22 protein-coding genes are annotated in these 19,374 nt (G+C 62.6%); 7 read left to right on the forward strand and 15 right to left on the reverse strand.

What is annotated here, in order from left to right; all coding sequences use genetic code 11:
* Positions 1-22: 22 nt before the first annotated feature.
* Entirely contained in the window at positions 23-601 is a 579-nt protein-coding gene (locus ACNAZA_RS12945) for an HD domain-containing protein (RefSeq protein ID WP_415796975.1), read from the forward strand.
* A gap of 124 nt (positions 602-725) precedes the next feature.
* Here the strand turns inward: ACNAZA_RS12945 and ACNAZA_RS12950 are convergent, their stop codons facing one another.
* The 3 genes from ACNAZA_RS12950 to ACNAZA_RS12960 form a co-directional block, all read right to left on the reverse strand.
* On the reverse strand, positions 726-1,298 hold the full coding sequence (locus ACNAZA_RS12950) for a cob(I)yrinic acid a,c-diamide adenosyltransferase (protein WP_415796976.1): 573 nt from the start codon (positions 1,296-1,298) through the stop codon (positions 726-728).
* An 80-nt stretch (positions 1,299-1,378) separates the two neighbouring features.
* Entirely contained in the window at positions 1,379-2,341 is a 963-nt protein-coding gene (locus ACNAZA_RS12955) for a BMP family lipoprotein (RefSeq protein ID WP_415796977.1), read from the reverse strand.
* 10 nt (positions 2,342-2,351) lie between these two features.
* Entirely contained in the window at positions 2,352-3,350 is a 999-nt protein-coding gene (locus tag ACNAZA_RS12960; protein WP_415796978.1) for a Bug family tripartite tricarboxylate transporter substrate binding protein, read from the reverse strand.
* Between the two features lie 318 nt (positions 3,351-3,668).
* Here ACNAZA_RS12960 and ACNAZA_RS12965 point away from each other — a divergent pair, with 318 nt between their 5' ends.
* Positions 3,669-3,908, forward strand: a complete 240-nt coding sequence (locus ACNAZA_RS12965) for a hypothetical protein (RefSeq protein ID WP_415796979.1) — start codon at positions 3,669-3,671, stop codon at positions 3,906-3,908.
* Positions 3,909-4,068: 160 nt separating this feature from the next.
* Positions 4,069-5,487: an FAD-binding oxidoreductase gene (locus ACNAZA_RS12970; RefSeq protein ID WP_415796980.1), complete on the forward strand. Its 1,419-nt coding sequence runs from the start codon at positions 4,069-4,071 to the stop codon at positions 5,485-5,487.
* An 89-nt stretch (positions 5,488-5,576) separates the two neighbouring features.
* Here the strand turns inward: ACNAZA_RS12970 and ACNAZA_RS12975 are convergent, their stop codons facing one another.
* Together ACNAZA_RS12975 and ACNAZA_RS12980 are read right to left on the reverse strand one after the other, a co-directional pair.
* Complete coding sequence (locus tag ACNAZA_RS12975) at positions 5,577-6,404, reverse strand: hypothetical protein (protein WP_415796981.1); 828 nt, start codon at positions 6,402-6,404, stop codon at positions 5,577-5,579.
* Between the two features lie 50 nt (positions 6,405-6,454).
* Entirely contained in the window at positions 6,455-7,057 is a 603-nt protein-coding gene (locus ACNAZA_RS12980) for a tetratricopeptide repeat protein (protein ID WP_120965489.1), read from the reverse strand.
* A gap of 232 nt (positions 7,058-7,289) precedes the next feature.
* Between ACNAZA_RS12980 and ACNAZA_RS12985 the strand changes: the two genes are divergently transcribed.
* Positions 7,290-8,075 (forward strand): methyltransferase domain-containing protein, encoded by a 786-nt coding sequence (locus ACNAZA_RS12985; protein ID WP_415796982.1) that lies wholly within the window; start codon positions 7,290-7,292, stop codon positions 8,073-8,075.
* 14 nt (positions 8,076-8,089) lie between these two features.
* Here ACNAZA_RS12985 and sorU read toward each other — a convergent pair whose 3' ends face one another.
* From sorU to ACNAZA_RS13010, 5 genes are all read right to left on the reverse strand, one after another.
* Positions 8,090-8,416, reverse strand: a complete 327-nt coding sequence (gene sorU / locus ACNAZA_RS12990) for a SorU family sulfite dehydrogenase c-type cytochrome subunit (protein ID WP_415796983.1) — start codon at positions 8,414-8,416, stop codon at positions 8,090-8,092.
* Between the two features lie 72 nt (positions 8,417-8,488).
* The gene (gene sorT / locus ACNAZA_RS12995; protein ID WP_415796984.1) at positions 8,489-9,712 is read right to left on the reverse strand and encodes a SorT family sulfite dehydrogenase catalytic subunit; all 1,224 of its coding nucleotides are present in this window, start codon (positions 9,710-9,712) and stop codon (positions 8,489-8,491) included.
* A 49-nt stretch (positions 9,713-9,761) separates the two neighbouring features.
* Positions 9,762-10,340, reverse strand: a complete 579-nt coding sequence (locus tag ACNAZA_RS13000) for a hypothetical protein (RefSeq protein WP_415796985.1) — start codon at positions 10,338-10,340, stop codon at positions 9,762-9,764.
* The gene (locus tag ACNAZA_RS13005) at positions 10,337-10,885 is read right to left on the reverse strand and encodes an RNA polymerase sigma factor (RefSeq protein WP_415796986.1); all 549 of its coding nucleotides are present in this window, start codon (positions 10,883-10,885) and stop codon (positions 10,337-10,339) included. Before ACNAZA_RS13005 ends, ACNAZA_RS13000 begins: the two co-directional genes overlap by 4 nt.
* Before the next feature lie 159 nt (positions 10,886-11,044).
* A complete protein-coding gene (locus ACNAZA_RS13010; protein WP_415796987.1) occupies positions 11,045-11,923 on the reverse strand; it encodes an AraC family transcriptional regulator in 879 nt (292 codons plus the stop codon).
* A gap of 65 nt (positions 11,924-11,988) precedes the next feature.
* Here ACNAZA_RS13010 and ACNAZA_RS13015 point away from each other — a divergent pair, with 65 nt between their 5' ends.
* The 3 genes from ACNAZA_RS13015 to ACNAZA_RS13025 all read left to right on the forward strand — a co-directional run bounded on the left by ACNAZA_RS13015 (position 11,989) and on the right by ACNAZA_RS13025 (position 15,758).
* Entirely contained in the window at positions 11,989-13,272 is a 1,284-nt protein-coding gene (locus tag ACNAZA_RS13015; protein ID WP_415796988.1) for an MFS transporter, read from the forward strand.
* A 230-nt stretch (positions 13,273-13,502) separates the two neighbouring features.
* Positions 13,503-14,804, forward strand: coding sequence for a M20/M25/M40 family metallo-hydrolase (locus tag ACNAZA_RS13020; RefSeq protein WP_415796989.1), 1,302 nt, complete (start codon positions 13,503-13,505; stop codon positions 14,802-14,804).
* A 180-nt stretch (positions 14,805-14,984) separates the two neighbouring features.
* Positions 14,985-15,758 (forward strand): class II aldolase/adducin family protein, encoded by a 774-nt coding sequence (locus ACNAZA_RS13025; protein WP_415796990.1) that lies wholly within the window; start codon positions 14,985-14,987, stop codon positions 15,756-15,758.
* A gap of 55 nt (positions 15,759-15,813) precedes the next feature.
* Here ACNAZA_RS13025 and ACNAZA_RS13030 read toward each other — a convergent pair whose 3' ends face one another.
* Genes ACNAZA_RS13030 through ACNAZA_RS13050 form a run of 5 tightly spaced genes read right to left on the reverse strand, consistent with a single transcriptional unit; the run spans position 15,814 to position 19,279 of the window.
* Positions 15,814-16,356, reverse strand: a complete 543-nt coding sequence (locus tag ACNAZA_RS13030; RefSeq protein WP_415796991.1) for a GNAT family N-acetyltransferase — start codon at positions 16,354-16,356, stop codon at positions 15,814-15,816.
* Positions 16,343-17,269 (reverse strand): ParB/RepB/Spo0J family partition protein, encoded by a 927-nt coding sequence (locus ACNAZA_RS13035; RefSeq protein ID WP_120965467.1) that lies wholly within the window; start codon positions 17,267-17,269, stop codon positions 16,343-16,345. The genes ACNAZA_RS13030 and ACNAZA_RS13035 overlap by 14 nt, the downstream gene beginning before the upstream one ends.
* Before the next feature lie 14 nt (positions 17,270-17,283).
* Positions 17,284-17,832, reverse strand: coding sequence for an RBBP9/YdeN family alpha/beta hydrolase (locus ACNAZA_RS13040; protein ID WP_415796992.1), 549 nt, complete (start codon positions 17,830-17,832; stop codon positions 17,284-17,286).
* 52 nt (positions 17,833-17,884) lie between these two features.
* Positions 17,885-18,655: a ParA family protein gene (locus ACNAZA_RS13045; RefSeq protein WP_415796993.1), complete on the reverse strand. Its 771-nt coding sequence runs from the start codon at positions 18,653-18,655 to the stop codon at positions 17,885-17,887.
* Positions 18,656-18,667: 12 nt separating this feature from the next.
* On the reverse strand, positions 18,668-19,279 hold the full coding sequence (locus ACNAZA_RS13050; RefSeq protein WP_415796994.1) for a LysE family translocator: 612 nt from the start codon (positions 19,277-19,279) through the stop codon (positions 18,668-18,670).
* Positions 19,280-19,374 lie beyond the last annotated feature (95 nt).

The raw sequence follows: 19,374 nt of genomic DNA on the forward strand, positions 1-19,374 counted from the left end.
AAATCACCCACGAAAGACAAGCATGAATGCTCGGGCGAATTTCATCCGCATGCAAGACAGCACGCGTGAAGACTGGCAGTTGATAGGCGGCGAGTTTGCGCAATTCACGCGCGGCCTGCCCGATAGAGTGATGGCCCATCTGAAGCTGCTAGAGGGGGATTACGGCGGCTTTCCAGTGGACCGCTATACCCACTCGCTGCAAACCGCCACGCGCGCCCTGCGCGACGGCCGGGACGAGGAATATGTGGTCTGCGCCCTGCTGCACGATATCGGCGACACCCTGGGCTCATTCAACCATCCCGACATCGCCGCAGCCATTGTTCAGCCCTTTGTGAGCGAAGCCAATCACTGGATGGTCAAGCACCACGGCATCTTCCAGGGCCACTATTTTTTCCATCACCTGGGCATGGACCCGGACATGCGCGAGCAGTTCAAGGACCAGCCGCATTACGCGCACACGGCCGAGTTCTGCGAGCTGTATGACAACCCGGCTTTCGACCCTCAGGCAGAGACCTTGCCGATCAGCGAATTCGAGCCCATGCTGCGCCGCCTGATGGCCTCTCCCAAGCAAAGCCTTTACAAGGCGGCCATGGCCCGCTGAGCCTGGAGTTCGACGCTATTGATTCATGAGCTTCTGGCGCATTGCATTCAAAGATTCCAGATAGCTTTGCATATGAAATCATTGAAGAACCAGCGCTACCCGCTCATAAATTCAAAGCAGTAAATCAGGCCTCTTCGGCCTGGCTGCGCGCCAGGCGTTCGCTCTTCCAGTACACATCATCGCCACCGTCCACGCGGTTGAGCACGCGGGCCAGCACAAACAGCAGATCGGACAGGCGATTCAGATACTGGCGCGGCGCGGCGCGCATGGCTTCGGCCTGCTCCAGCGCCACCACATGGCGCTCCGCACGGCGCGCCACGGTGCGGCACACATGGGCCTGCGATGCAGCGCGTGTACCGGCCGGCAAGATGAATTCCAGCAGACGCGGCAGCTGCGCGTTGTAGTGGGCCAGCGCGTTGTCCAGCTGCAGCAAAGCATCGTCCTTGAGCAGCTCGTAGCCAGGCATGGACAGCTCACCGCCCAGGTTGAACAGCTGGTGCTGAATATCGACCAGCAGATCGCGCACATCCTGGGCCAGCGGCTCGCACAGCAGCAGGCCTATATGCGAGTTCAGCTCGTCCACATCGCCCATGGCATGGGGGCGGCCGCTGTTCTTCGATACCCGGGTGTTGTCGCCCAGGCCCGTGGTTCCGTCATCGCCGGTGCGGGTGGCGATCTGTGTGAGGCGGTTGCCCATATGTCTTCCTTTTTCAATCAGTGCGGTGCTAGCGCTGATTGTGCTTGACGCAAGGAACACCCCACCCTCATGGGCGGCAATCAGGCTGCCAGTTCGGCTTGCGGCAAAGGGAATTCGGCGCCGTTGTAGTTCAGCTGAATCTCATGCTCACCGCCCACCAGCCTATGTGCCCATTCCTCCACCAGCAGCTTGCTGGATGCATCGACGCGCGCGCCCAGCTCCAGTCGCACCAGATCGGCTTCTTCCAGCCCAAACGCGCGGTAAGCGCCCAGATGCAGCACATCGTTTTCATGGTCTTCAATTGCGCGAAACAAGGCCTCGCCGGAGTTGCAAATGGCCGAGGCCACAAACACTTCAGGATCGCGCCCCACCCAGTCGAGCACATTGCCGATCTGGGCCACGCCATGCTGGCGGCAGGCCTGTGTGACGCCGGGCCGGCCGCCGTCGATCATGGCAAACACAATGTCCAGCCCCGTCTGCTCGATCATGCTGCCCACGCACTGCTGCGCCCATTCCGGCCGGTGCTGATGGCCGCAGAACTGGGTGAGCAGCCGGCCCTTGAATCCCGCACTTCTCACACCATCCGCATAGGCGGCCCGACCGCGCAGTCCAGGCGGCACTTTCTCGCCGGAGAAATGCCCTACTGCGCCCGTCTTGCTCCATTGGCTGGCCAGCACGCCGGCCAGAAAGGCCGACTGTTCCTGCAAGACCTCGTAGCGCGCCACATTGGCCGCGCTCCAGCTGCCCTGGGTGACCACAAACGCCTGTGACGGCCAGCGTTCGGCCAGGATCTTCACCGGACCGTCGCCCTGGCCGCCGTGGGCCAGTATCAGCGCATAGCGGCCGCCGCACAGCACGGCCATTTCCTGGGCCCGCTGCTCGGCCGATTGCCCGGCCACCCAGAGCACATCCACATCAAAGCCAGCAGCTTTCGCCTTGCGCGCGCCCTGCAGGCCGGATTCATTGAAACTGCCCTGGCCTTCAGGGCCGAACAGCACTACCGCGTAGCGGCTTTTGCGAGGAGAAATTGAGCTTGTCGTCATGCTTGTCTGCTTAAAGTTTGGCACCGGTTTTCTTCGCCACATCGGCCCATGCCAGATGCTGATCGGCAATCAGCCGGGTGAAGGCCGCAGCCTCCATGTCGCGGGTCACAAAACCCTGGGCTTGCAGCGCCTGCACAAAGGACGGACGGGCCGCGATCTGGCGCACGGCTTCGGTGATTTTTTCGCCCAGTTCTCTGGGCAGGCCTGCCGGCGCCGAGATGCCGACAAAGTTTTCGGACACCAGCTGCGCCAATCCCAGCTCTGTCACGCTGGGAACGCCGGGCGCCTGGGCCACGCGGCGTGGCGAGGTCAACGCCAGCAGCTTGAGCCGGCCCTGCTGGTGCAGCGCGATGTTCTGTGGCAGTGCATCCACGGCCAGCTTGATATGTCCGCTCAGCAGATCGGCCCGCATCGGGCCTGCGCCGCGATAAGGCACATGCTCCATGGAAAGCTTGAGCGTCTGCGCAAACTGCTCGCCTATCAAATGCCCAACCGAAGCCGCTCCGCCGCTGCCAAAAGCTACAGGCGCCGGCTGTTCCTTGATCCAGGCCGACAGTTCGGCCAGGGTCTTGACGGGCACCGAGGGATGAACGGCAAACACCGTGGGGACTGCGCCGATATAGGCCAGATGTTCGAAGCTGCTCAAAGCGTCATAGCCGGGCTTTTGCAACAGCGAAGGCGCAATGGACAGGGCCGCCGAATTGGAAACCAGCAAGGTGTAGCCATCGCCGGGGCTGTGGGCCACGATCTGCGCACCGATGGACGAGCCGGCGCCAGGCTTGTTGTCTATGACTACCGCTTGGCCCAGCTTCTCGGCCAGCAGGGGCGCCAGTATCCGCGCCACGATATCGCTGGAGCCACCGGGTGGGAAGGTCACCACCAGTCTGATGGGTCTGGACGGCCAGGCCTGTACCGGCGTGGCATGGGCAGACAGGGCCGTGCCGCACAGTGCGGCGGCAGAGGCACCGGCCAGTCCCCGTATGAATGATCTGCGATCTGCATCGCGCATGAAATCGCCCTCCGAGCTGCTTGTGGTCTGAAGCGAGCTCTGCAGCGCACGCCGTGAAGCTTTGCAATGTAGACAGGCGGCCGTGAAAAACAAACCAGTTATTTCTCATTAGCTAGAACCCAACTTATCTATGCAGTGCCAGTCCTCCTGCGCAGATTCACTAGCGCTTTACATGCCGCAGGTAAATGTAGACAGGCGCAACAAGCGGCAATAGTGCTGGCTTTGCACACGCAAGCGCGTTGCAATCGGCCCGCAGCAGTGCGCAGCACGGATGCACAGCGAAAGGACATCTGTAGAAACCCAACCGGAGAATTCGACATGAAAAAACATCTCTTCCGTCACTACCAGGACACACCGTTTGAGGTGCTGAGCGTAGTTCTGTTTTCAGTACTGACATTTGGCGTCGGCGGCGCCGCCCTGGTCCAGAGCACGTATCGACATGGCGCGCCAACGCACCAGGCCAGCCGCAAGATCAGCAGCGCTCCGGCGGACATGCTCAAGGCCTTTACCGCCGCCGGTGGCAAGCACGAGCAACAGCTGGCCAAGCCTGTTGCTTAAAGCGCTGAACGCTTGAGCCGCAAGCCATTCCTAGCAAGTTCGCGGCCGGTTTGATCCAGGGACATGCCAAGAAATTGACGCTTCTAGCGTTCGCCAAACAAGGCGACGCGAGGCACGCAGCAGCCTGCTCAGGTAGTTTTGCAGTGTTATTCTTTTGACGATGAACGCCACCACCGACTTGCTGCCCGAATGGGCGCAGCGCCCTGTTTCCGATGAATTCCTGCAAGCGCTGACAGCGCGTTTTGGCAGCCAGTGCTCTACGGCGCTGGCCGTGCGCGAACAGCACGGCCGCGATGAAGGCTCGATTGCCGCCCCCCCGCCTGCGGCCGTGGTATTTGCCCAGAGCACGCTGGACGTGCAGGATGCCGTCAAGCTTTGCGAGCAGTTCAACGTGCCGGTGATTGCCTATGGCGCCGGCTCGTCACTGGAAGGCCATTTGCTGGCGGTAGAAGGCGGCATCACCATCGACGTGAGCCGCATGAACCAGATTCTTTCGGTCAACACCGAAGATCTGACCGTGACCGTGCAGCCGGGCATCACCCGCAAGGCGCTCAACGATGCCATCAAGGACACGGGCTTTTTCTTTCCCATCGATCCCGGTGCCGACGCCTCCGTTGGTGGCATGACCGCCACCCGCGCCAGCGGCACCAATGCCGTGCGCTACGGCACCATGCGCGAGAACGTGCTGGCGCTGGAAGTGGTGACGGCCAGCGGTGAAATCATCCGCACCGGCAACCGCGCCAAAAAGAGCGCGGCCGGCTACGACCTGACGCGCTTGCTGATCGGCAGCGAAGGCACGCTGGGCATCTTCACCGAGATAACGCTGCGCCTGTACCCGCTGCCCGAGGCCGTGTCTGCCGCCATCTGCTCCTTCCCCAGCATTGAAGCGGCGGTACACACGGTGATACAGACGATTCAGATGGGCATTCCTATCGCCCGTGTGGAGCTGGTGGACGTGAACTCGGTGCGCATGGTCAATGCCTACAGCAAGCTCACGCTGCGCGAAGAGCCCATGCTGCTGATGGAGTTCCACGGCTCGCCCACGGGCGTGAAGGAACAGGCCGAGATGATGCAGGAGATTGCCGGCGAATTCGGCGGCAATGCCTTTGAATGGGCCGAACGCCCCGAAGACCGGACCCGCCTTTTCACGGCGCGCCACAACGCCTACTTTGCCGCCGTGGCCAGCGTGCCTGGCTGCCGCTGCATCACCACCGATGCCTGTGTGCCCATCAGCCGCCTGGCCGACGCCCTGCTGCAATGCGTGACCGAGGCCGATGCCAGCGGCATCCCCTACTTCCTCGTGGGCCACGTGGGGGATGGCAACTTCCACTTCGGCTATCTGATCGACCCCGCCAATGACACGCAGCGCCAGCAGGCCGAAGCCCTGAACCAGCAACTGGTGCAGCGTGCCATCGCCCTGGGCGGCACCTGCACGGGCGAGCACGGCATAGGCATACACAAGCAGGGCTTTCTGCTTGAGGAAGCCGGTGACGGCGCGGTGCAGATGATGCGTGCCATCAAGCAGGCGCTGGACCCCAAGAACATCCTCAATCCTGGCAAGATCTTCCAGCTTCAATAAACATAGCTTCGACCGCATTACACATGCGGCGCGCAATGCAAAAAGGGCCTGAATATCAGGCCCTTTTTGTTGCGCTTACGCCAGCAAGATTACTTGCCGACCTTGAGCTGGCCGCCACGGCCCAGTCCGCCCTTGACCTCTTGCGCCTTGTAGTTGCGCAGCGAGATCACCATGTTGTTGTAGGAGTCCATAAAGGCCGCCACGGTGGCCTTGCCTTCGGGCGAGCGCGAGAAGCCGCCCAGACCGGCCATGGCACCACCGCCGAACGCACCCATGGCAGCACCGAAGTTGGTGGCCGTGGCATTGCCCTCGGAAATCGAGATCTGCACGCCAGAGCGGATGTCGAACATGCTCAGCGTCACCACCGAAGCCTTGCTCTGCATGGCTCCGCCAATCAGCGAACCCACATTGCCGAACAGGCCACCTACACCAGCAGCCAGTTGGCCGGTGGCGTCGTTGTCGATGACGATGGAAGGCTCCATGTAGTAATCTGCCGCTACGCGCTGGCCTTTTTGCTGCTTGGAGCCGGCGCGGAACTCACCCGAGTTGCGTTGCTTGTCCGTGATGGCGGACATCTTGCTTTCGGTGCGGTTGTTGCCGATGGAGGTGATCACAAAGCAGTTGGACTGCTGCACGGCCAGACGGATCAGCGGCTCGATGGTGGTGATCTTGGTGGCTGCACCAAAGCTGGCATACCAGTCCTTGCCGCGGCCGTCATCCACGGCCAGCGTGCCCAGAGGCGCATCGCAGCGCTCCAGAGCTTGATTGGCATTCACGCTGCTTGCACCGCCGGCAGCGCCTGTGGCGGCCGTGGGAGCAGTTCCGGTGCTGATGGTGCCGCCGCCAGGCGTCACGCAGCCACCCAGAGCCAGGGCACCGGCCAGAGCGGCCAGACGCAGAGTTGTCTTCTTGGACATAAATTGCTTTCTATTGCTTCACAAAAATAAAGAGCCTAGCCGCCAGGGCATCAGCGCAGATACCAGCCCGAAGGCCCCCAGACCCAGTAGTAAGGTGCGCCGGCATACCAGCTGCTCCAGGACTTGCGGTCGTCTTCCATGATCTGGTAGCGCTGCTGGGCATTGCGCTTGGCGGCCTGGGCTTGCGGCAGCAGGCGCTTGGCATCCTTGTAACCCTTGGCAGCCGCACGCGACAGCCAGGCTTCGGCCTCGGCGGGGTCCGGGCCCATTTCCTCAAACCCCAGGAAGTACAAACGTCCCAGGGCAAATTGCGCCGGGCCATGGCCGGCATCGCCAGCCTTGCGCATCCACTCAATGGCCTGGTAGCTGTTGCGCTCCACGCCGTCGCCACGCAGATAGCGCAGGCCCAGGTCATAGGCAGCACGCGGATCGGCTTCGGCACGGGCCGTCAGTGCGGCCAGGCGACGCTCGGCTTCGACATTCACGGGCTCGCCTTTGAAGGTCTGCACATTGCGCGGCAGCTCGGAGCAGTTATTGCCCTCGCACAGGCGCACAGTGGGAGATGCCGGAGCCAGTTGCTCATGCGGCGCCTGGGCAGCGCAGGCTGTCAGCAGCACGGCAGTCAGGGAAACGCTGGTCAATGCAAAACGCATGAATCGCCTCTCAGATGTCTATGTTTTCAAAAAGTATACAAGGGTAGTTTGCGTAAATTTTATGCAAACTACGTATGTAACAAGTAATTTACTTACAAGGATGTGCGCGCTGCAGCTACAAAAACAGCGTCCACCCGCAGCGCCGCCATGCGCATGCAGCAGCATGATTTTTTTGACTGAATGGCTTTTATCCAGGCTTTAGCGCCCGTGACTTGATGCACCATCGGCCACTATGGCTGCTCTCCTTCTTCAGCGTCTGCGCGCTCTTCCCTGGCCTTTGCCGGCCTTGCTCACCTGGGCCCTGGCCTGGGCCTTGTTGCTGCTGGGTGCGCAGCTGTTTGCCTGGTGGGCTGCCTTGCTGCTGGCCTGTGCGGTCAGCACGGCGGCCAGCCTATGGGGCAGCAGCTGGTGGCGGCGCCTGATGATTGCAGCGGGTTTTCCGCTGTCGTTTCTGGTGCACTCTGCCGACGCCATTCCGGCCTGGGGCTGGTTGCTGCCGTTGGCCTTGTTGCTGCTGGTCTATCCGCTCAATGCCTGGCGCGATGCACCGGTGTTTCCCACGCCACGCGATGCGCTGCAAGGCTTGCCCGCGCATATCGAACTGGCTGAAGGCGCGCTGGTGCTGGATGCCGGTTGCGGCATGGGCGACGGCCTCATCGCCCTGCACAGCGCATTTCCCGGAGCCCGTCTGCAGGGGTTGGAGTGGAGTTGGCCGCTGACGGCTTTGTGTGCGCTGCGCTGCCGTTTTGCCCGCGTGCGGCGCGGCGATATCTGGCTGGCCGACTGGAGCCCTTATCAGCTGGTCTATCTGTTTCAACGACCCGAGAGCATGGGCCGCGCGGCCATGAAGGCCGCCACGGAAATGCAGCCCGGCAGCTGGCTGGTGAGTCTGGATTTTGCCCTGCCCGGCGTGGAGCCCACGGCGCAGATCCAGGGGCCGGGAAGGCATTGCGTACGCGTGTATGCCATACCGCTGGATGGCGAAGATCAGGCCTTGCAAACCACACGCAAAGCCTGACCGCAAGCTCGCGTTTACTTGGCGCGGCTGGCCTGGCTCACGTAAAGAGCCACCGCGGCAATATCGGCCTCGCTCATCGTGGCCTTGAAGGAAGGCATGGCGCCAATGCCATCCTTGAGCGCACGCGCCACGCGGGCGGCGTCAGGCTGCAACTCATCGAGCACCGGGCCGATGGCGCCTTCGGCGCCTGCATCCTTGAGCGTGTGGCATAGGGCACAAGCCGGCGTGGCCGTGGTGAACAGCGATTTGCCGCGGGCCAGCTGGGCCGCTTCATCGGCCTGGGCCGCGCCGCTCATGGCAGTCAACAACAGGGCGGCGAGAGTGTAGGTGTGCTTCATCATTTTTATGGGGCGCAATCAGTCAAATACGGAACGCCCCGGCACCAGGCCCGGGGCGCATTCTCAAGTCAAGTCTCAGGCGACGTTCACCGTCACGGCGTGATCGGCCCAGCTGGTGTTGTTGTAGCCACTCTGGTTTTCGCCACGGGTTTCGGGCTGCACATTGCCCTTGTCGTCGGTGGCGCGGCTGGCCAGCACATGGCTGCCCTTGGGCAGCTGGGCCTGCAGCACGAACTGACGCCAGGCGTACTTGCCCATATCGGGCCCCACCAGGCGCGCAGCCTTCCAGGTCTTGCCGCCATCGGTGGAGACTTCCACACCCTTGATGCCGTTCATGCCGCCAAAGGCCACGCCATGAATCTGCACCAGGCCGGGAGCCTGAGCGCCGTCTTCGGGCAGAGGGCTGTTGATCCACGACTTGACGCTCATCTCCTGCACCGAAGGCTGGCTGGGGTCGCCCTTGCTGCCGGGCGGGGAGATGCGATAGCCGTGCGACATGATGTGGGCCTCGCTCTCCTTGGCGGTAAAGGCCAGCTGCTTGATGTATTTGATGTTGTTCACACCGGTGTAGCCGGGCACGATAAGGCGCAGCGGGCCGCCGTGGGCCAGGGAAATCGGCTCGCCATTCATCTCCCAGGCCAGCAGCGCATCCTGCATGGCTGCCACGGGAACCGAACGCTCCACGATCACGCTCTTGGGGTCCAGACCTGCGGGCAGCACTTCGCCGCCTGTACCGGTCATATAAGCCAGACCATCGGCCACACCGCCCAGGGCCTTGACCACTTCACGCACGGGCACGCCGCTCCAGACCACGCAGCCGGCAGCACCGACCGTCCACTGCGTACCGCTGGGCTTGCTGGGGAAAAAGCCACGACCATTACCCGAACATTGCAGCACCATGGTGACCGTCTCCAGGCCCATGGATTTGAGCTCGCGCACCGTCAGCTGGCGGGGCTGCTTGACGCCGGCAATCTGCACCTGCCAGGCATCGCGGTCGGCCACAATCGATTCGGGCGGTGTGGGCAGGTTGTTGCGCACATACAGCTGGTTGCTGGGTGTGATCACGCTGGTGCCGAAAGCGGAGCGCTTGGTCTCGATCGTCGTGCTGCTGTGCACGATGACGGCATCCGCATTCTTGAAGCTGGCAAAGCCGGGCAGCGGCTTGGCGGCCGGAGCTGCCGCAGGGGCGGCCTGGGCCAGTGCATGGCTTTGAAAGCTGGCCAGACCTACGGCGGCCAGCGCGCTGGCGCTGCCTGTCAGCAGGCGGCGGCGCGGCAAGGAAGTGGAAGTTTGTGGCATGGAATGTCTCCTCTTTATCGTGGTGAAGGAACGGGGCAAAAACCGGGATTCAGCTGCTGGTCTGGCCCAGCACCCGTGAGGCCACGGCCAGGGCTTGCTTCTTCTGGGCAATCAGTACCAGGGGGCGGCCTTCGCGTGAGCGCACCACCTGCCAATAGGTATTGGCCCACCAGCCCTGGCCGTCAGGGAGGTGCAGGGGCTGGTCAAAGGCCAAGACGGTGACGATGCCGCCTTTTTCAAAAAAAGTGGTCAGGTGGTAGGCCCGCGCGCCGTCGATATCGCAGGGTCGCATCAGCTGGGTGAAGCCCGGCAGCTTTTGCTGTGTGGGCCAGTCCAGGTGGCGGGCGATCTCGGCCTCGGCCATGAAGTTGCCACGCAGCGTGCGTTCGTAGTACTCATGCTCTATGGCCGAGCGCACCATCTCAGGCGGGCGCAGCGCCAGCACGCTGCCCAGGGCGGTACTGGACACGATGACCGCAGCCAGCAGGATTTGCAGACCGCGGCGTGCATACCAGGGCGTGTGGCGCAGCAGATGAGCAGGCGGCTCGTCGGGCGCAAAAGCCAGCGCCAGCTCGGCCCGCGCACGCAGGTCAAAAGCCGTGTCGTCAGGGCGATCGTTGAAGTTCATGGAATGCGCTTTCGCAGCGGTATCACGCTGGCGGCAGAAGTCGGGGTGGTGACGGTACGTGCAGGCTCTTGCAAAGCGGTCTTGAGCGCTTCCCGCGCCCGCGCCAGGCGCGAGAGCACGGTGCCGGGTGCAATATCCAGCGCCTCGGCCATCTGGGCCGTGGCCATGTCGTCAAAGTAGTAGAGCACCAGCACTTCGCGGTGAATCGGAGCAATGCGGGCCAGGGCCTTGACCACATCCAGCTGCACGTCCAGCGCTTCGTGGTGGTTCACGGCTTCCTCGCTCAAGGCCTCCTGGCTCTGGGCCTGATGCTGCGCCGGATCAAAGTGGCGAAACGCATGGCGGCGCATGATCTGGAACAGCCAGGCCCGCGCCATGGAGGGGTCGCGCAGCTGACTGCGAAAGCGCCAGGCACTGGTAAAGCAGTCCTGCACCACATCCTCGGCAATGGCGCGCGAGCCCGTCAGCGCCCAGGCACTGCGCAGCAGAAAGCGATAGTGCTCGCGCACCCATTGGTTGTAGCGTGACTCGGCGGAGGAGATCATGAAGCTAAAGAGCGCACAGCAGCCGCTTTCATTCCATGCTGGCGCAAAGATTTTTTCTGCTTGGCATTTTTGCTATCAATTGCAAAGCGACATGCGCATGCAATTCAGTCTGTTCAGCAATGAACAGGCCTGAGATCAAATCAGATAAAGCACCAGCAGCTACAGACTTTGCGCATGCATGCCAAAAAAGCGCGCCGGCGGCATGCCCACGGTGCGGCGCACCATGGCGCTGAAGGCGCTGGGGCTGTAATCGAGTTCTGCGGCAATGCGCTGAATCGGCCAGTTGCGTGCCGCCAGACTCACCGCATGGGCCAGCACCACCTGCTGGCGCCAGTGGGTGAAAGTGCATTCCAGCTCCTGCTTGAACAAGCGCGCCACGGTGCGCGGGCTGGCTCCGGTATCGCGGGCCCAGTCCTCCAGCGTCACATAGCGCGTAGGGTCGGCCAGCACGGCCTCGCACAGCAGGCGCAGGCGCTTGTCCTTGGGCAGGTTCACGCCCAGTTGCACGGCGCTGGCACGGCGCAGCTCGTCCAGCAACAAGGCGCTCAGATGGTGTTCGCGCGCCCTGTCCTGCTCGGACAGGTTCAGGCTGTCATCGGGCAGCGTGGGCAGCTCGCGTGCCACGGCACGCAGCAGGGCCGAGGCATTGAGCACCCGGCACTGGCGCCAGGCCGCCTCTTCCTGCGGCCCTACGTCGGGGCCGCAACGTCCGTCGGTCTGGTAGAAGTACATGGTGCGCAGATCGGCACTGTCCACCATGGTCACCGCGTGTTCTATGCCGGGCGGCACCCACAGCGCCCGGGAAGGCGGCACGATGAACGTGCCTTGCGCCACCGTGAGCCGGATGGTGCCCGTGCTGGAAATCGCCAGCTGCGCCCAGGGATGGCTGTGGGGCTTGACCTGGGTGTCCATCTCCAGCCAGCGGCACTTGGCACGCACCGGCCTTTGCGCCGTGGGCACATAGAGGTGGGGCGTAATGGTATCGACATAAGCCGTGGCCTTGCCGGCCCGCAGCGGCTCAGTGGAGATGCTTGGCATGTTCACGATAGTAATTGGCAGACTATCGCATACAAGACGACACCTGTCTGCCTAAGATGCGTCATATGAACCGCCCCGCCTCCACAACACTTCAAAACCAGGCGCCAGACACGGTGCGCAGCGATGTGCGCACCATCAGCCTCATCGGTCTGGCCCATGGCTCCTCGCACTTTTTCCACCTGCTGCTGCCGCCGCTGTTTCCCTGGCTGATCAAGGATTTCGGCTATAGCTATGCCGAGCTGAGCGTGCTGGTTTCGCTGTTCTTCATCGTCTCGGGCACGGGCCAGGCCCTGGCCGGTTTTGCGGTGGACCGCTTTGGTGCCCGCCCCATTCTGTTTGCCGCGCTCGGCAGCTTTGCCGTGGCCGGTCTGATTGCCAGCACCGCCACCGGCTACTCCATGCTGCTGGCGGCGTCCTTTTTTGCGGGCCTGGGCAATGCGCCCTTCCACCCTGTGGACTTCACCATTCTCAACAAGCGCGTGTCGCAGCAGCGCATAGGCCATGCGTTCTCGGTGCACGGCCTGTCGGGCAACATCGGCTGGGCGCTGGCGCCGCTGTTCATGGCCGGCATCACCACCGCCACCGGCTCCTGGCGCACGGCCTGCTTTTGCGGCGCCCTGTGGGCCCTGGCGGTGCTGGTCATCATGGTGCTCAACCGCGATGCGCTCGATGACCGTGCCGCCCCTGCGGATGCCGCTGCTGCGCCCAAGACGGCGGCCGGCGCTGCCGCCGCATCCCAGGAGCACCCCATGGCCTTCATGAAGCTGCCGTCGGTGTGGCTGTGCTTTTCCTTCTTCTTCTGGAGCACCTGCGCCCTGAGCGCCATCCAAAGCTTTGCCAGCCCCGCCATGCAGGCCATGTACGGCCTGCCGCTGAGCGTGACGGCGCTGATCGTGACCGGATACATGCTGTGCGGTGCAGCAGGCATGGTGGTGGGCGGCTTTCTGGTGGGCCGCGTGCAAAGACTGGAGAAGGTAATCTCCATCTGCATGCTGGGCTCGGCCCTGCTGCTGCTCATCGTGGGCACCGGCTGGCTGCCCGGCATGGTGGCCGTGGTCGTGGCCTCCCTCGCCGGTCTAGGCACCGGCCTGGCCGGCCCTTCGCGCGACATGCTGATCAAGCGCGCTGCGCCTCCTGGCGCTACGGGCCGCGTGTACGGCACGGTGTACTCGGGTCTGGATCTGGGCTTTTGCCTGGCCGCCCCCGTGTTCGGCTACATGCTGGACCACCAGATGAACAACACCGTGTTTTACGGCTCGGCGATTGCGCTGGCTCTGTCTGTGGTGTCTGCCGTCATCGTGGGCGACGGCGTGAGCAAGAAAAGCAAGATCGCCATGGCCGCGGCCTGACAGCCTTGGCGGATTCCCCAAAGCCCTGCGTGCCCAGCCCGCAGGGCTTTTTTCATGGCGTCGCAATTTCCCGTGTTTACCCTGATTCATCCAGCCGCCGACGCATGAGCGCGGCTGCTAAGCTGCAACAGGTCAAGGCAACACACAGCCCTTGCAAAGACTGGCTTGTGCACTATCAAAAGCAAAGCACATCAAGCCACCCTTCTACCCTGACAGGAGACATATTCCTTATGCGTTGGAATTCGAATCGCGCTGCCTCGGCAGCTGGCACCCTCTTTCGCGCCACCCCTCTGGCACTGGCTCTGGCCTTTGGCGCAGCCCATGCCGCGCCCCAGGGCGAGATGCTCAAGCTGGCGCAAAAAGAGCAGCAACCGCTGCTCGATACGCTGCGCGATCTGGTGCATATCGAATCCGGTAGCAAGGATGTGGAAGGCGTCAAGAAGATTGCCGAATACATTGCCGGTAAGCTGCGCGCCCAGGGCGGCAAGGTGGAAGTCATCACGCCCACGGACGTGTACCGCCTGGACGACACACCCGAGAAGATCGGCCCCATGGTGCATGCCGAGTTCAAGGGCAAGGGCAAGAGCCGCATCATGCTGATCGCCCACATGGACACGGTGTATCTGCCCGGCATGATCAAGGATCAGCCTTTCCGCATCGACGGCGACAAGGCCTACGGCCTGGGCATTGCCGACGACAAGCAAGGCGTGGCGCTGATTCTGCACACCATGCCCTTGCTCAAGGCCCTGGGCATCGATGACTTCGGCACCCTGACCGTGCTGATCAACGGTGACGAGGAAATCAGCTCGCCCGGCGCACGCAGCACCATCACCCGTATGGGTGCTGAGCAGGACGCCGTGTTCTCGTTCGAGGGCGGCGGCACCGACGGCAGCCTGCGCCTGGCAACCAGCGGCATCGGATCTGCTTATCTGAAGGTACTGGGCAAGTCTTCGCACGCCGGCGCCAAGCCCGAGGACGGTGTGAATTCGCTGTACGAGCTGTCGCACCAGATCCTGCAGATGAAGGATTTGTCCAAGCCCGAACAAGGCCTCAAGCTCAACTGGACAGTGTCCAAGGCCGGCACCAACCGCAATGTGATTCCCGCAGAATCGACCGCTCAGGCCGATGCCCGCGCCCTGCGCGTGGAAGACTTCACGGCGCTGGAAAAAGCCATGCGCGACAAGATAGCCAACAAGCTGCTGTCCGCCAGCAAGGTAGAGCTGAAGTTCGAAGTTCGCCGCCCACCGCTGGAGGCCAATGACACGGCCCGCAAGCTGGCCAAGCATGCCCAGGGCATTTACGACAAGGAGCTGCAGCTGCCCATGAAGGTCATGGAAACCGCCACCGGCGGCGGCACGGATGCCGCGTTTGCAGCGCTCAAGACCAAGGGCGGCGTGATCGAAGGCTTTGGCCTCTCGGGCTATGGCGCCCACTCCAACGATGCCGAGTATGTGCAGATCAACACCATTGCGCCGCGCCTGTACCTGGCCGCCCGCATGATTCAGGACTTCTCGCGCGGCCAAGTAAAGTAATACGAGTTGGATAGCGGCTTGCGCCGGTCTTTGCTCGATTACAGACCGCTTCAATGCTGAAACCCAAAAGGAGCTGGCGCTGCCAGCTCCTTTTTTTATAGGCCTCTCTGTCACCTAATCAACAGACTCAGGCGCGCCGAATCCCTACATTGATGAGCACCACAATGAAGGAGACAAGCCGTGACTTCCACTTGCCTGAACATTCCCAGCGTGCAGCATCTGGTCAGCCCCGAAGAATGGCAGCTGCGCGTGGATCTGGCCGCCTGCTACCGGCTGGTGGCGCAATACGGCTGGAGCGATCTGGTCTTCACCCACATCAGCGCCCGCCTGCCCGGCCCCGAGCACCATTTTCTGATCAACCCCTATGGGCTGATGTTTGACGAAATCACGGCCTCGTCCTTGATCAAGGTGGACATGGATTGCAACAAGCTGATGGAGTCCGCGTTTCCCGTGAACCCGGCCGGCTTCGTCATCCACAGCGCCGTGCATGCCGTGCGCCCCGATGTGCAATGCGTGCTGCACACCCACACCCGGGCCGGCGTGGGCGTGGCGGCACAGAAAAACGGTGTGCTGCCCATCAGCCAGCAAAGCACTTTTGTCCTGGCCTCTCTGGCCTATCACGACTACGAAGGCGTGGCCTTTCGCGAAGCCGAGGCACCGCGCCTGCAAGCCGATATGGGCGCGGCCAACTTTCTCATGCTGCGCAACCACGGCCTGCTGACCTGCGGCGCCACGATTGCCGACGCTTTTCTGTCCATGTATGTGTTCGAGTCCGCCTGCCAGATCCAGCTTGCCGCCCAGTCCGGCGGCAGCGAGCTGACGCAGGTGAATCCGCAAATCATTGAAGGCGTGGCCCATGCCATGCAGGTGCAGACCGGCGGCCTGGGCGGGCAGTTTGCCTGGCCTGCGCTGCTGCGCAAACTCGATCGCATTGATCCGGGCTACAGAGACTGAAGCGGCTTGTGCCGATGCAAAAAGAGCATCCCTTGGGATGCTCTTTTTTGATCCCTCAGCGAGGGCGTATGCGGTAGAGACAATGCTCAGCCAGAGCATGGTCCGCCGGCAGGGCCGGGTGCATAAAGGTCTTGGCATCGGCCTGCATTCCCAGGCGCTGCATCACGGCCTGAGACCGCAGGTTCTGCACCGCCGTGAACGACACGATCTCCTCAAGCTGCAAGACGTTCAGACCAAAATCCAGCGCGGCTTGCGCCCCTTCGGTCGCCAGACCTCGGCCCCAGAACGGCCTGGCCAACCTCCAGCCAATTTCCACGCAAGGCGAAAAAGGCAGATCCGCCGTCGGAATATGCAAACCAATCATTCCCGCCATGCGGCCCGAAGCAATGTCTTCTGCCACCCAGAAGCCCCAGCCGCGTTCGGCAATCAAGGCTTGGCAGCGGGCGGCCAAGGCGTCGCTGGCCTGTCTGTCCAGCGTGGCAGGAAAGTAGCGCATGACTTCGGGGTCGGCATTGAGCTGCGCGAATGCCGGGAAGTCCTGCGGCTCCCATTGCCGCAGCACCTGCCGCGGCGTGATCAAACGTTCAGGCTTGGCCACGTAGCTTTTCGATGAGACCGTTGAGCTCGTCCAGCGAGCCGAACTGGATGGCGATCTCGCCCAGCTCCTGGGTCTTGCCGTGGCGGCGCACCGTCTTCTTGATACGCACTTCCACCTCGGCCGTCAGCAGATCGGACAGCTCTTCCTCCACGCGCTTGACGTCGCGAGATTTGCCGTCTTTCTTGACGTTCTGGCGCGTCAGGCTGAACTCGGCACCGATCTTCTTGACCAGCGATTCGGCCTCGCGCACCGACATCTTCTTGGCCGCAATCTGGTTGCCGGCCGTGATCTGCGTGGCGCGGTCCAGCGTCAGCAGTGCACGCGCATGGCCCATGTCGATATCGCCGGCCATCAGCATGGTCTGCACGGGCTCGGCCAGATTCAGCAGGCGCAGCAGATTGGTGGCGGCGCTACGCGAACGGCCCACGGCCTGAGCCGCCTGTTCGTGCGTGAGGCCAAATTCCTTGACCAGACGCGACAGGCCTTGCGCCTCTTCCAGCGGATTGAGGTCTTCACGCTGAATGTTCTCGATCAGCGCCATGGCGGCAGCGGCTTCGTCCGGCACTTCGCGCACCAGCACCGGCACCTCGGCCAGACCGGCCAGACGGGCAGCGCGGAAACGGCGTTCGCCGGCAATGATTTCGTACTTGCCCGCGTTGCTGCCCTTGACCAGCTGGCGCACCAAAATCGGCTGCATGATGCCCTGGGCCTTGATGCTCTCGGCCAGCTCGTACAGCGCGCCTTCATCCATGCGCGTGCGCGGCTGGTATTGGCCGGCCACCATCACCTCCAGCGACAACACGCTGGGCAGGCTGGCCTGCGCCTTGGCGCCGGTATCGTCCTTTTCACTGACCTTGGGGCCTAGCAGGGCCTCCAGGCCGCGTCCCAAGCCCTTGGGCTTCTTTGTCACCATTGCTTGATCTTTCCTTAAAGGGTGTGCAGCAGCGCGTGGCCGCTGTCCCAGAGTCCTAATCCGCTGGCCGTGTTGAGATGGCCTGCTGCGCCTGCATTCACCAGACGGCTGCCCCAGCCCTGGGCCATGGCCTGGGCACGCTCCAGAGAGCAATGTGGGTCGTTCTCGCTGGCCACCAGTATCGACGGGAAGGGCAGTGTTTGCAGCAGCACAGGCGACCAGCCCGGCACGGCAGCACGCAGGCTGTCCTGCTCGGTATCACCGGGGGCCACCAGCAACACGCCACGCACGCGGGTCTTGGCGGCCTGGGAATGCGCGGCCCACCAGGCCACCAGAACACAGCCCAGGCTATGGGCCACCAAGGTCACGGGGCGCGGCGCGTCCAGCACGGTTTCTTGCAGGCGAATGCTCCAGTCACCGCGCAGCGGATGCTGCCAGTTGTGCTGCTCCAGGCGCTGGTAGCCGTAGCGCTGCTGCCACAGGCTTTGCCAGTGGCCGTCATCGGAGTTCTGCCAGCCGGGCAGCAGCCAGACATCCTGAGGATTCAATGCATCAGATGTCATAGCTGCCTACGCTTGATGGATAAGAGGGTGAGGCCAGTTTCACGTGAAACATTCACATCTTCTTGATGCGGCGCACCATTTCCTCGGCAAACTCGATGAAGGCCTTGCTGCCCTTGGCCGAAGCATCGAACACCACACCGGGCAGACCATAGCTGGGCGCTTCGGCCAGACGCACGTTGCGGGGAATGACGGTATCGAACACCTTGTCGCCAAAGTGCTCCTTGAGCTGGTCGCTGACCTGCTGCTGCAGCGTGGTGCGCGGATCGAACATCACGCGCAGCAGACCGATGATCTGCAGATCGGGGTTCATGTTGGCATGCACCTGCTTGATGGTGTTGACCAGGTCGGTCAGACCTTCCAGCGCAAAGTATTCGCACTGCATGGGCACGATCACGCCATGGGCCGAGCACAGGCCATTGAGCGTCAGCATGGACAGCGAGGGTGGGCAGTCGATGAGCACGAAGTCATAGTCGGCCTCGACCACCTGGAGCGCGCCCTTGAGTCGCTCGTTGCGGCGCTCCAGCGAGACCAGTTCGATCTCGGCACCCGAGAGCTCGCGGTTGGCGCCCAGCACGTCATAGCCGACCTGCTCGGATTTGAGCGCCACTTCCTGGATGGAGGCATTCTCCAGCAGCACGTCGTACACCGTCAGCTCCAGTGCGCGCTTGTCCACGCCCGAGCCCATGGTGGCATTGCCTTGCGGATCCAGGTCGATCAGCAACACGCGCTGGCCTACCTTGGCCAGACCGGCTGCAAGATTGACCGTGGTCGTGGTCTTGCCTACTCCACCCTTTTGATTGGCAACGCAGAAAATTTTGGCCATGGATTTCACTTTTTAGTTGGAGGCCAGCTTGAGGCCAAAACCGATCAAAAACACACCAGCTGTTTTTTCCAGCCACTTCACCACCACAGGATTGGCACGCAGGCGATCTGCCAGCAGCCGGGTCAGCGTCACGACGATGGCGCTGTAAATGAAAGTGATGAAGGCCATGGTGGCTGCCATCACGCCAAAGGTCAGCAGGCCTTGATGATGGGCGGGGTCCACAAACATGGGGAAGAAAGCCATATAGAAAACAATGGCCTTGGGGTTCATCAAGGTGATCAAGGCGCCCTGGCGAAAGTACTGGCGCGGCTGGATCTGTATCGGCGGGGCGTCACCGGGTTTGGCGGTGAGCAGTCTGTAGCCCAGCCAGGCTAGGTATGCGGCGCCAATCCACTGCACGGCATGAAAAGCGGCGGGATAGGCGGCCAGCACGGCAGCGACCCCGGCCACCGCCAGCCACATCAGCACCTGGTCTGCGGCAATGACCCCGAAGCAGGCCGCCATGCCGGCGCGCACGCCGCCTTTGCCTGTGGAAGTGATCAGAGCCAGGTTGCCCGGCCCAGGAATCAGCAAAAAAACGGTGACTGCCGCAACAAACGCACCGTAATCAGAGATGCCAAACATTCAAACCCTGCGCGATGGAAAACATGGAGTTTATGCGAGGGCCGTTACCTGCGCACCCCCTGCACGGAGATGCGGCCGATAAACGTTTGTAAAAA

Source organism: Comamonas aquatilis (assembly GCF_965139575.1).
In the GTDB taxonomy this organism is placed as follows: Bacteria; Pseudomonadota; Gammaproteobacteria; order Burkholderiales; family Burkholderiaceae_C; genus Comamonas; species Comamonas aquatilis.

What these genes read in the sequence shown, in the direction of transcription:
- ACNAZA_RS12945 (WP_415796975.1), top strand. Translation starts at nt 23, where the DNA reads ATGAATGCTCGGGCGAATTTCATCCGCATGCAAGACAGCACGCGTGAA.
- ACNAZA_RS12950 (WP_415796976.1), bottom strand. Translation starts at nt 1,298, where the DNA reads ATGGGCAACCGCCTCACACAGATCGCCACCCGCACCGGCGATGACGGA.
- ACNAZA_RS12955 (WP_415796977.1), bottom strand. Translation starts at nt 2,341, where the DNA reads ATGACGACAAGCTCAATTTCTCCTCGCAAAAGCCGCTACGCGGTAGTG.
- ACNAZA_RS12960 (WP_415796978.1), bottom strand. Translation starts at nt 3,350, where the DNA reads ATGCGCGATGCAGATCGCAGATCATTCATACGGGGACTGGCCGGTGCC.
- ACNAZA_RS12965 (WP_415796979.1), top strand. Translation starts at nt 3,669, where the DNA reads ATGAAAAAACATCTCTTCCGTCACTACCAGGACACACCGTTTGAGGTG.
- ACNAZA_RS12970 (WP_415796980.1), top strand. Translation starts at nt 4,069, where the DNA reads ATGAACGCCACCACCGACTTGCTGCCCGAATGGGCGCAGCGCCCTGTT.
- ACNAZA_RS12975 (WP_415796981.1), bottom strand. Translation starts at nt 6,404, where the DNA reads ATGTCCAAGAAGACAACTCTGCGTCTGGCCGCTCTGGCCGGTGCCCTG.
- ACNAZA_RS12980 (WP_120965489.1), bottom strand. Translation starts at nt 7,057, where the DNA reads ATGCGTTTTGCATTGACCAGCGTTTCCCTGACTGCCGTGCTGCTGACA.
- ACNAZA_RS12985 (WP_415796982.1), top strand. Translation starts at nt 7,290, where the DNA reads ATGGCTGCTCTCCTTCTTCAGCGTCTGCGCGCTCTTCCCTGGCCTTTG.
- sorU (WP_415796983.1), bottom strand. Translation starts at nt 8,416, where the DNA reads ATGATGAAGCACACCTACACTCTCGCCGCCCTGTTGTTGACTGCCATG.
- sorT (WP_415796984.1), bottom strand. Translation starts at nt 9,712, where the DNA reads ATGCCACAAACTTCCACTTCCTTGCCGCGCCGCCGCCTGCTGACAGGC.
- ACNAZA_RS13000 (WP_415796985.1), bottom strand. Translation starts at nt 10,340, where the DNA reads ATGAACTTCAACGATCGCCCTGACGACACGGCTTTTGACCTGCGTGCG.
- ACNAZA_RS13005 (WP_415796986.1), bottom strand. Translation starts at nt 10,885, where the DNA reads ATGATCTCCTCCGCCGAGTCACGCTACAACCAATGGGTGCGCGAGCAC.
- ACNAZA_RS13010 (WP_415796987.1), bottom strand. Translation starts at nt 11,923, where the DNA reads ATGCCAAGCATCTCCACTGAGCCGCTGCGGGCCGGCAAGGCCACGGCT.
- ACNAZA_RS13015 (WP_415796988.1), top strand. Translation starts at nt 11,989, where the DNA reads ATGAACCGCCCCGCCTCCACAACACTTCAAAACCAGGCGCCAGACACG.
- ACNAZA_RS13020 (WP_415796989.1), top strand. Translation starts at nt 13,503, where the DNA reads ATGCGTTGGAATTCGAATCGCGCTGCCTCGGCAGCTGGCACCCTCTTT.
- ACNAZA_RS13035 (WP_120965467.1), bottom strand. Translation starts at nt 17,269, where the DNA reads ATGGTGACAAAGAAGCCCAAGGGCTTGGGACGCGGCCTGGAGGCCCTG.
- ACNAZA_RS13040 (WP_415796992.1), bottom strand. Translation starts at nt 17,832, where the DNA reads ATGACATCTGATGCATTGAATCCTCAGGATGTCTGGCTGCTGCCCGGC.
- ACNAZA_RS13045 (WP_415796993.1), bottom strand. Translation starts at nt 18,655, where the DNA reads ATGGCCAAAATTTTCTGCGTTGCCAATCAAAAGGGTGGAGTAGGCAAG.
- ACNAZA_RS13050 (WP_415796994.1), bottom strand. Translation starts at nt 19,279, where the DNA reads ATGTTTGGCATCTCTGATTACGGTGCGTTTGTTGCGGCAGTCACCGTT.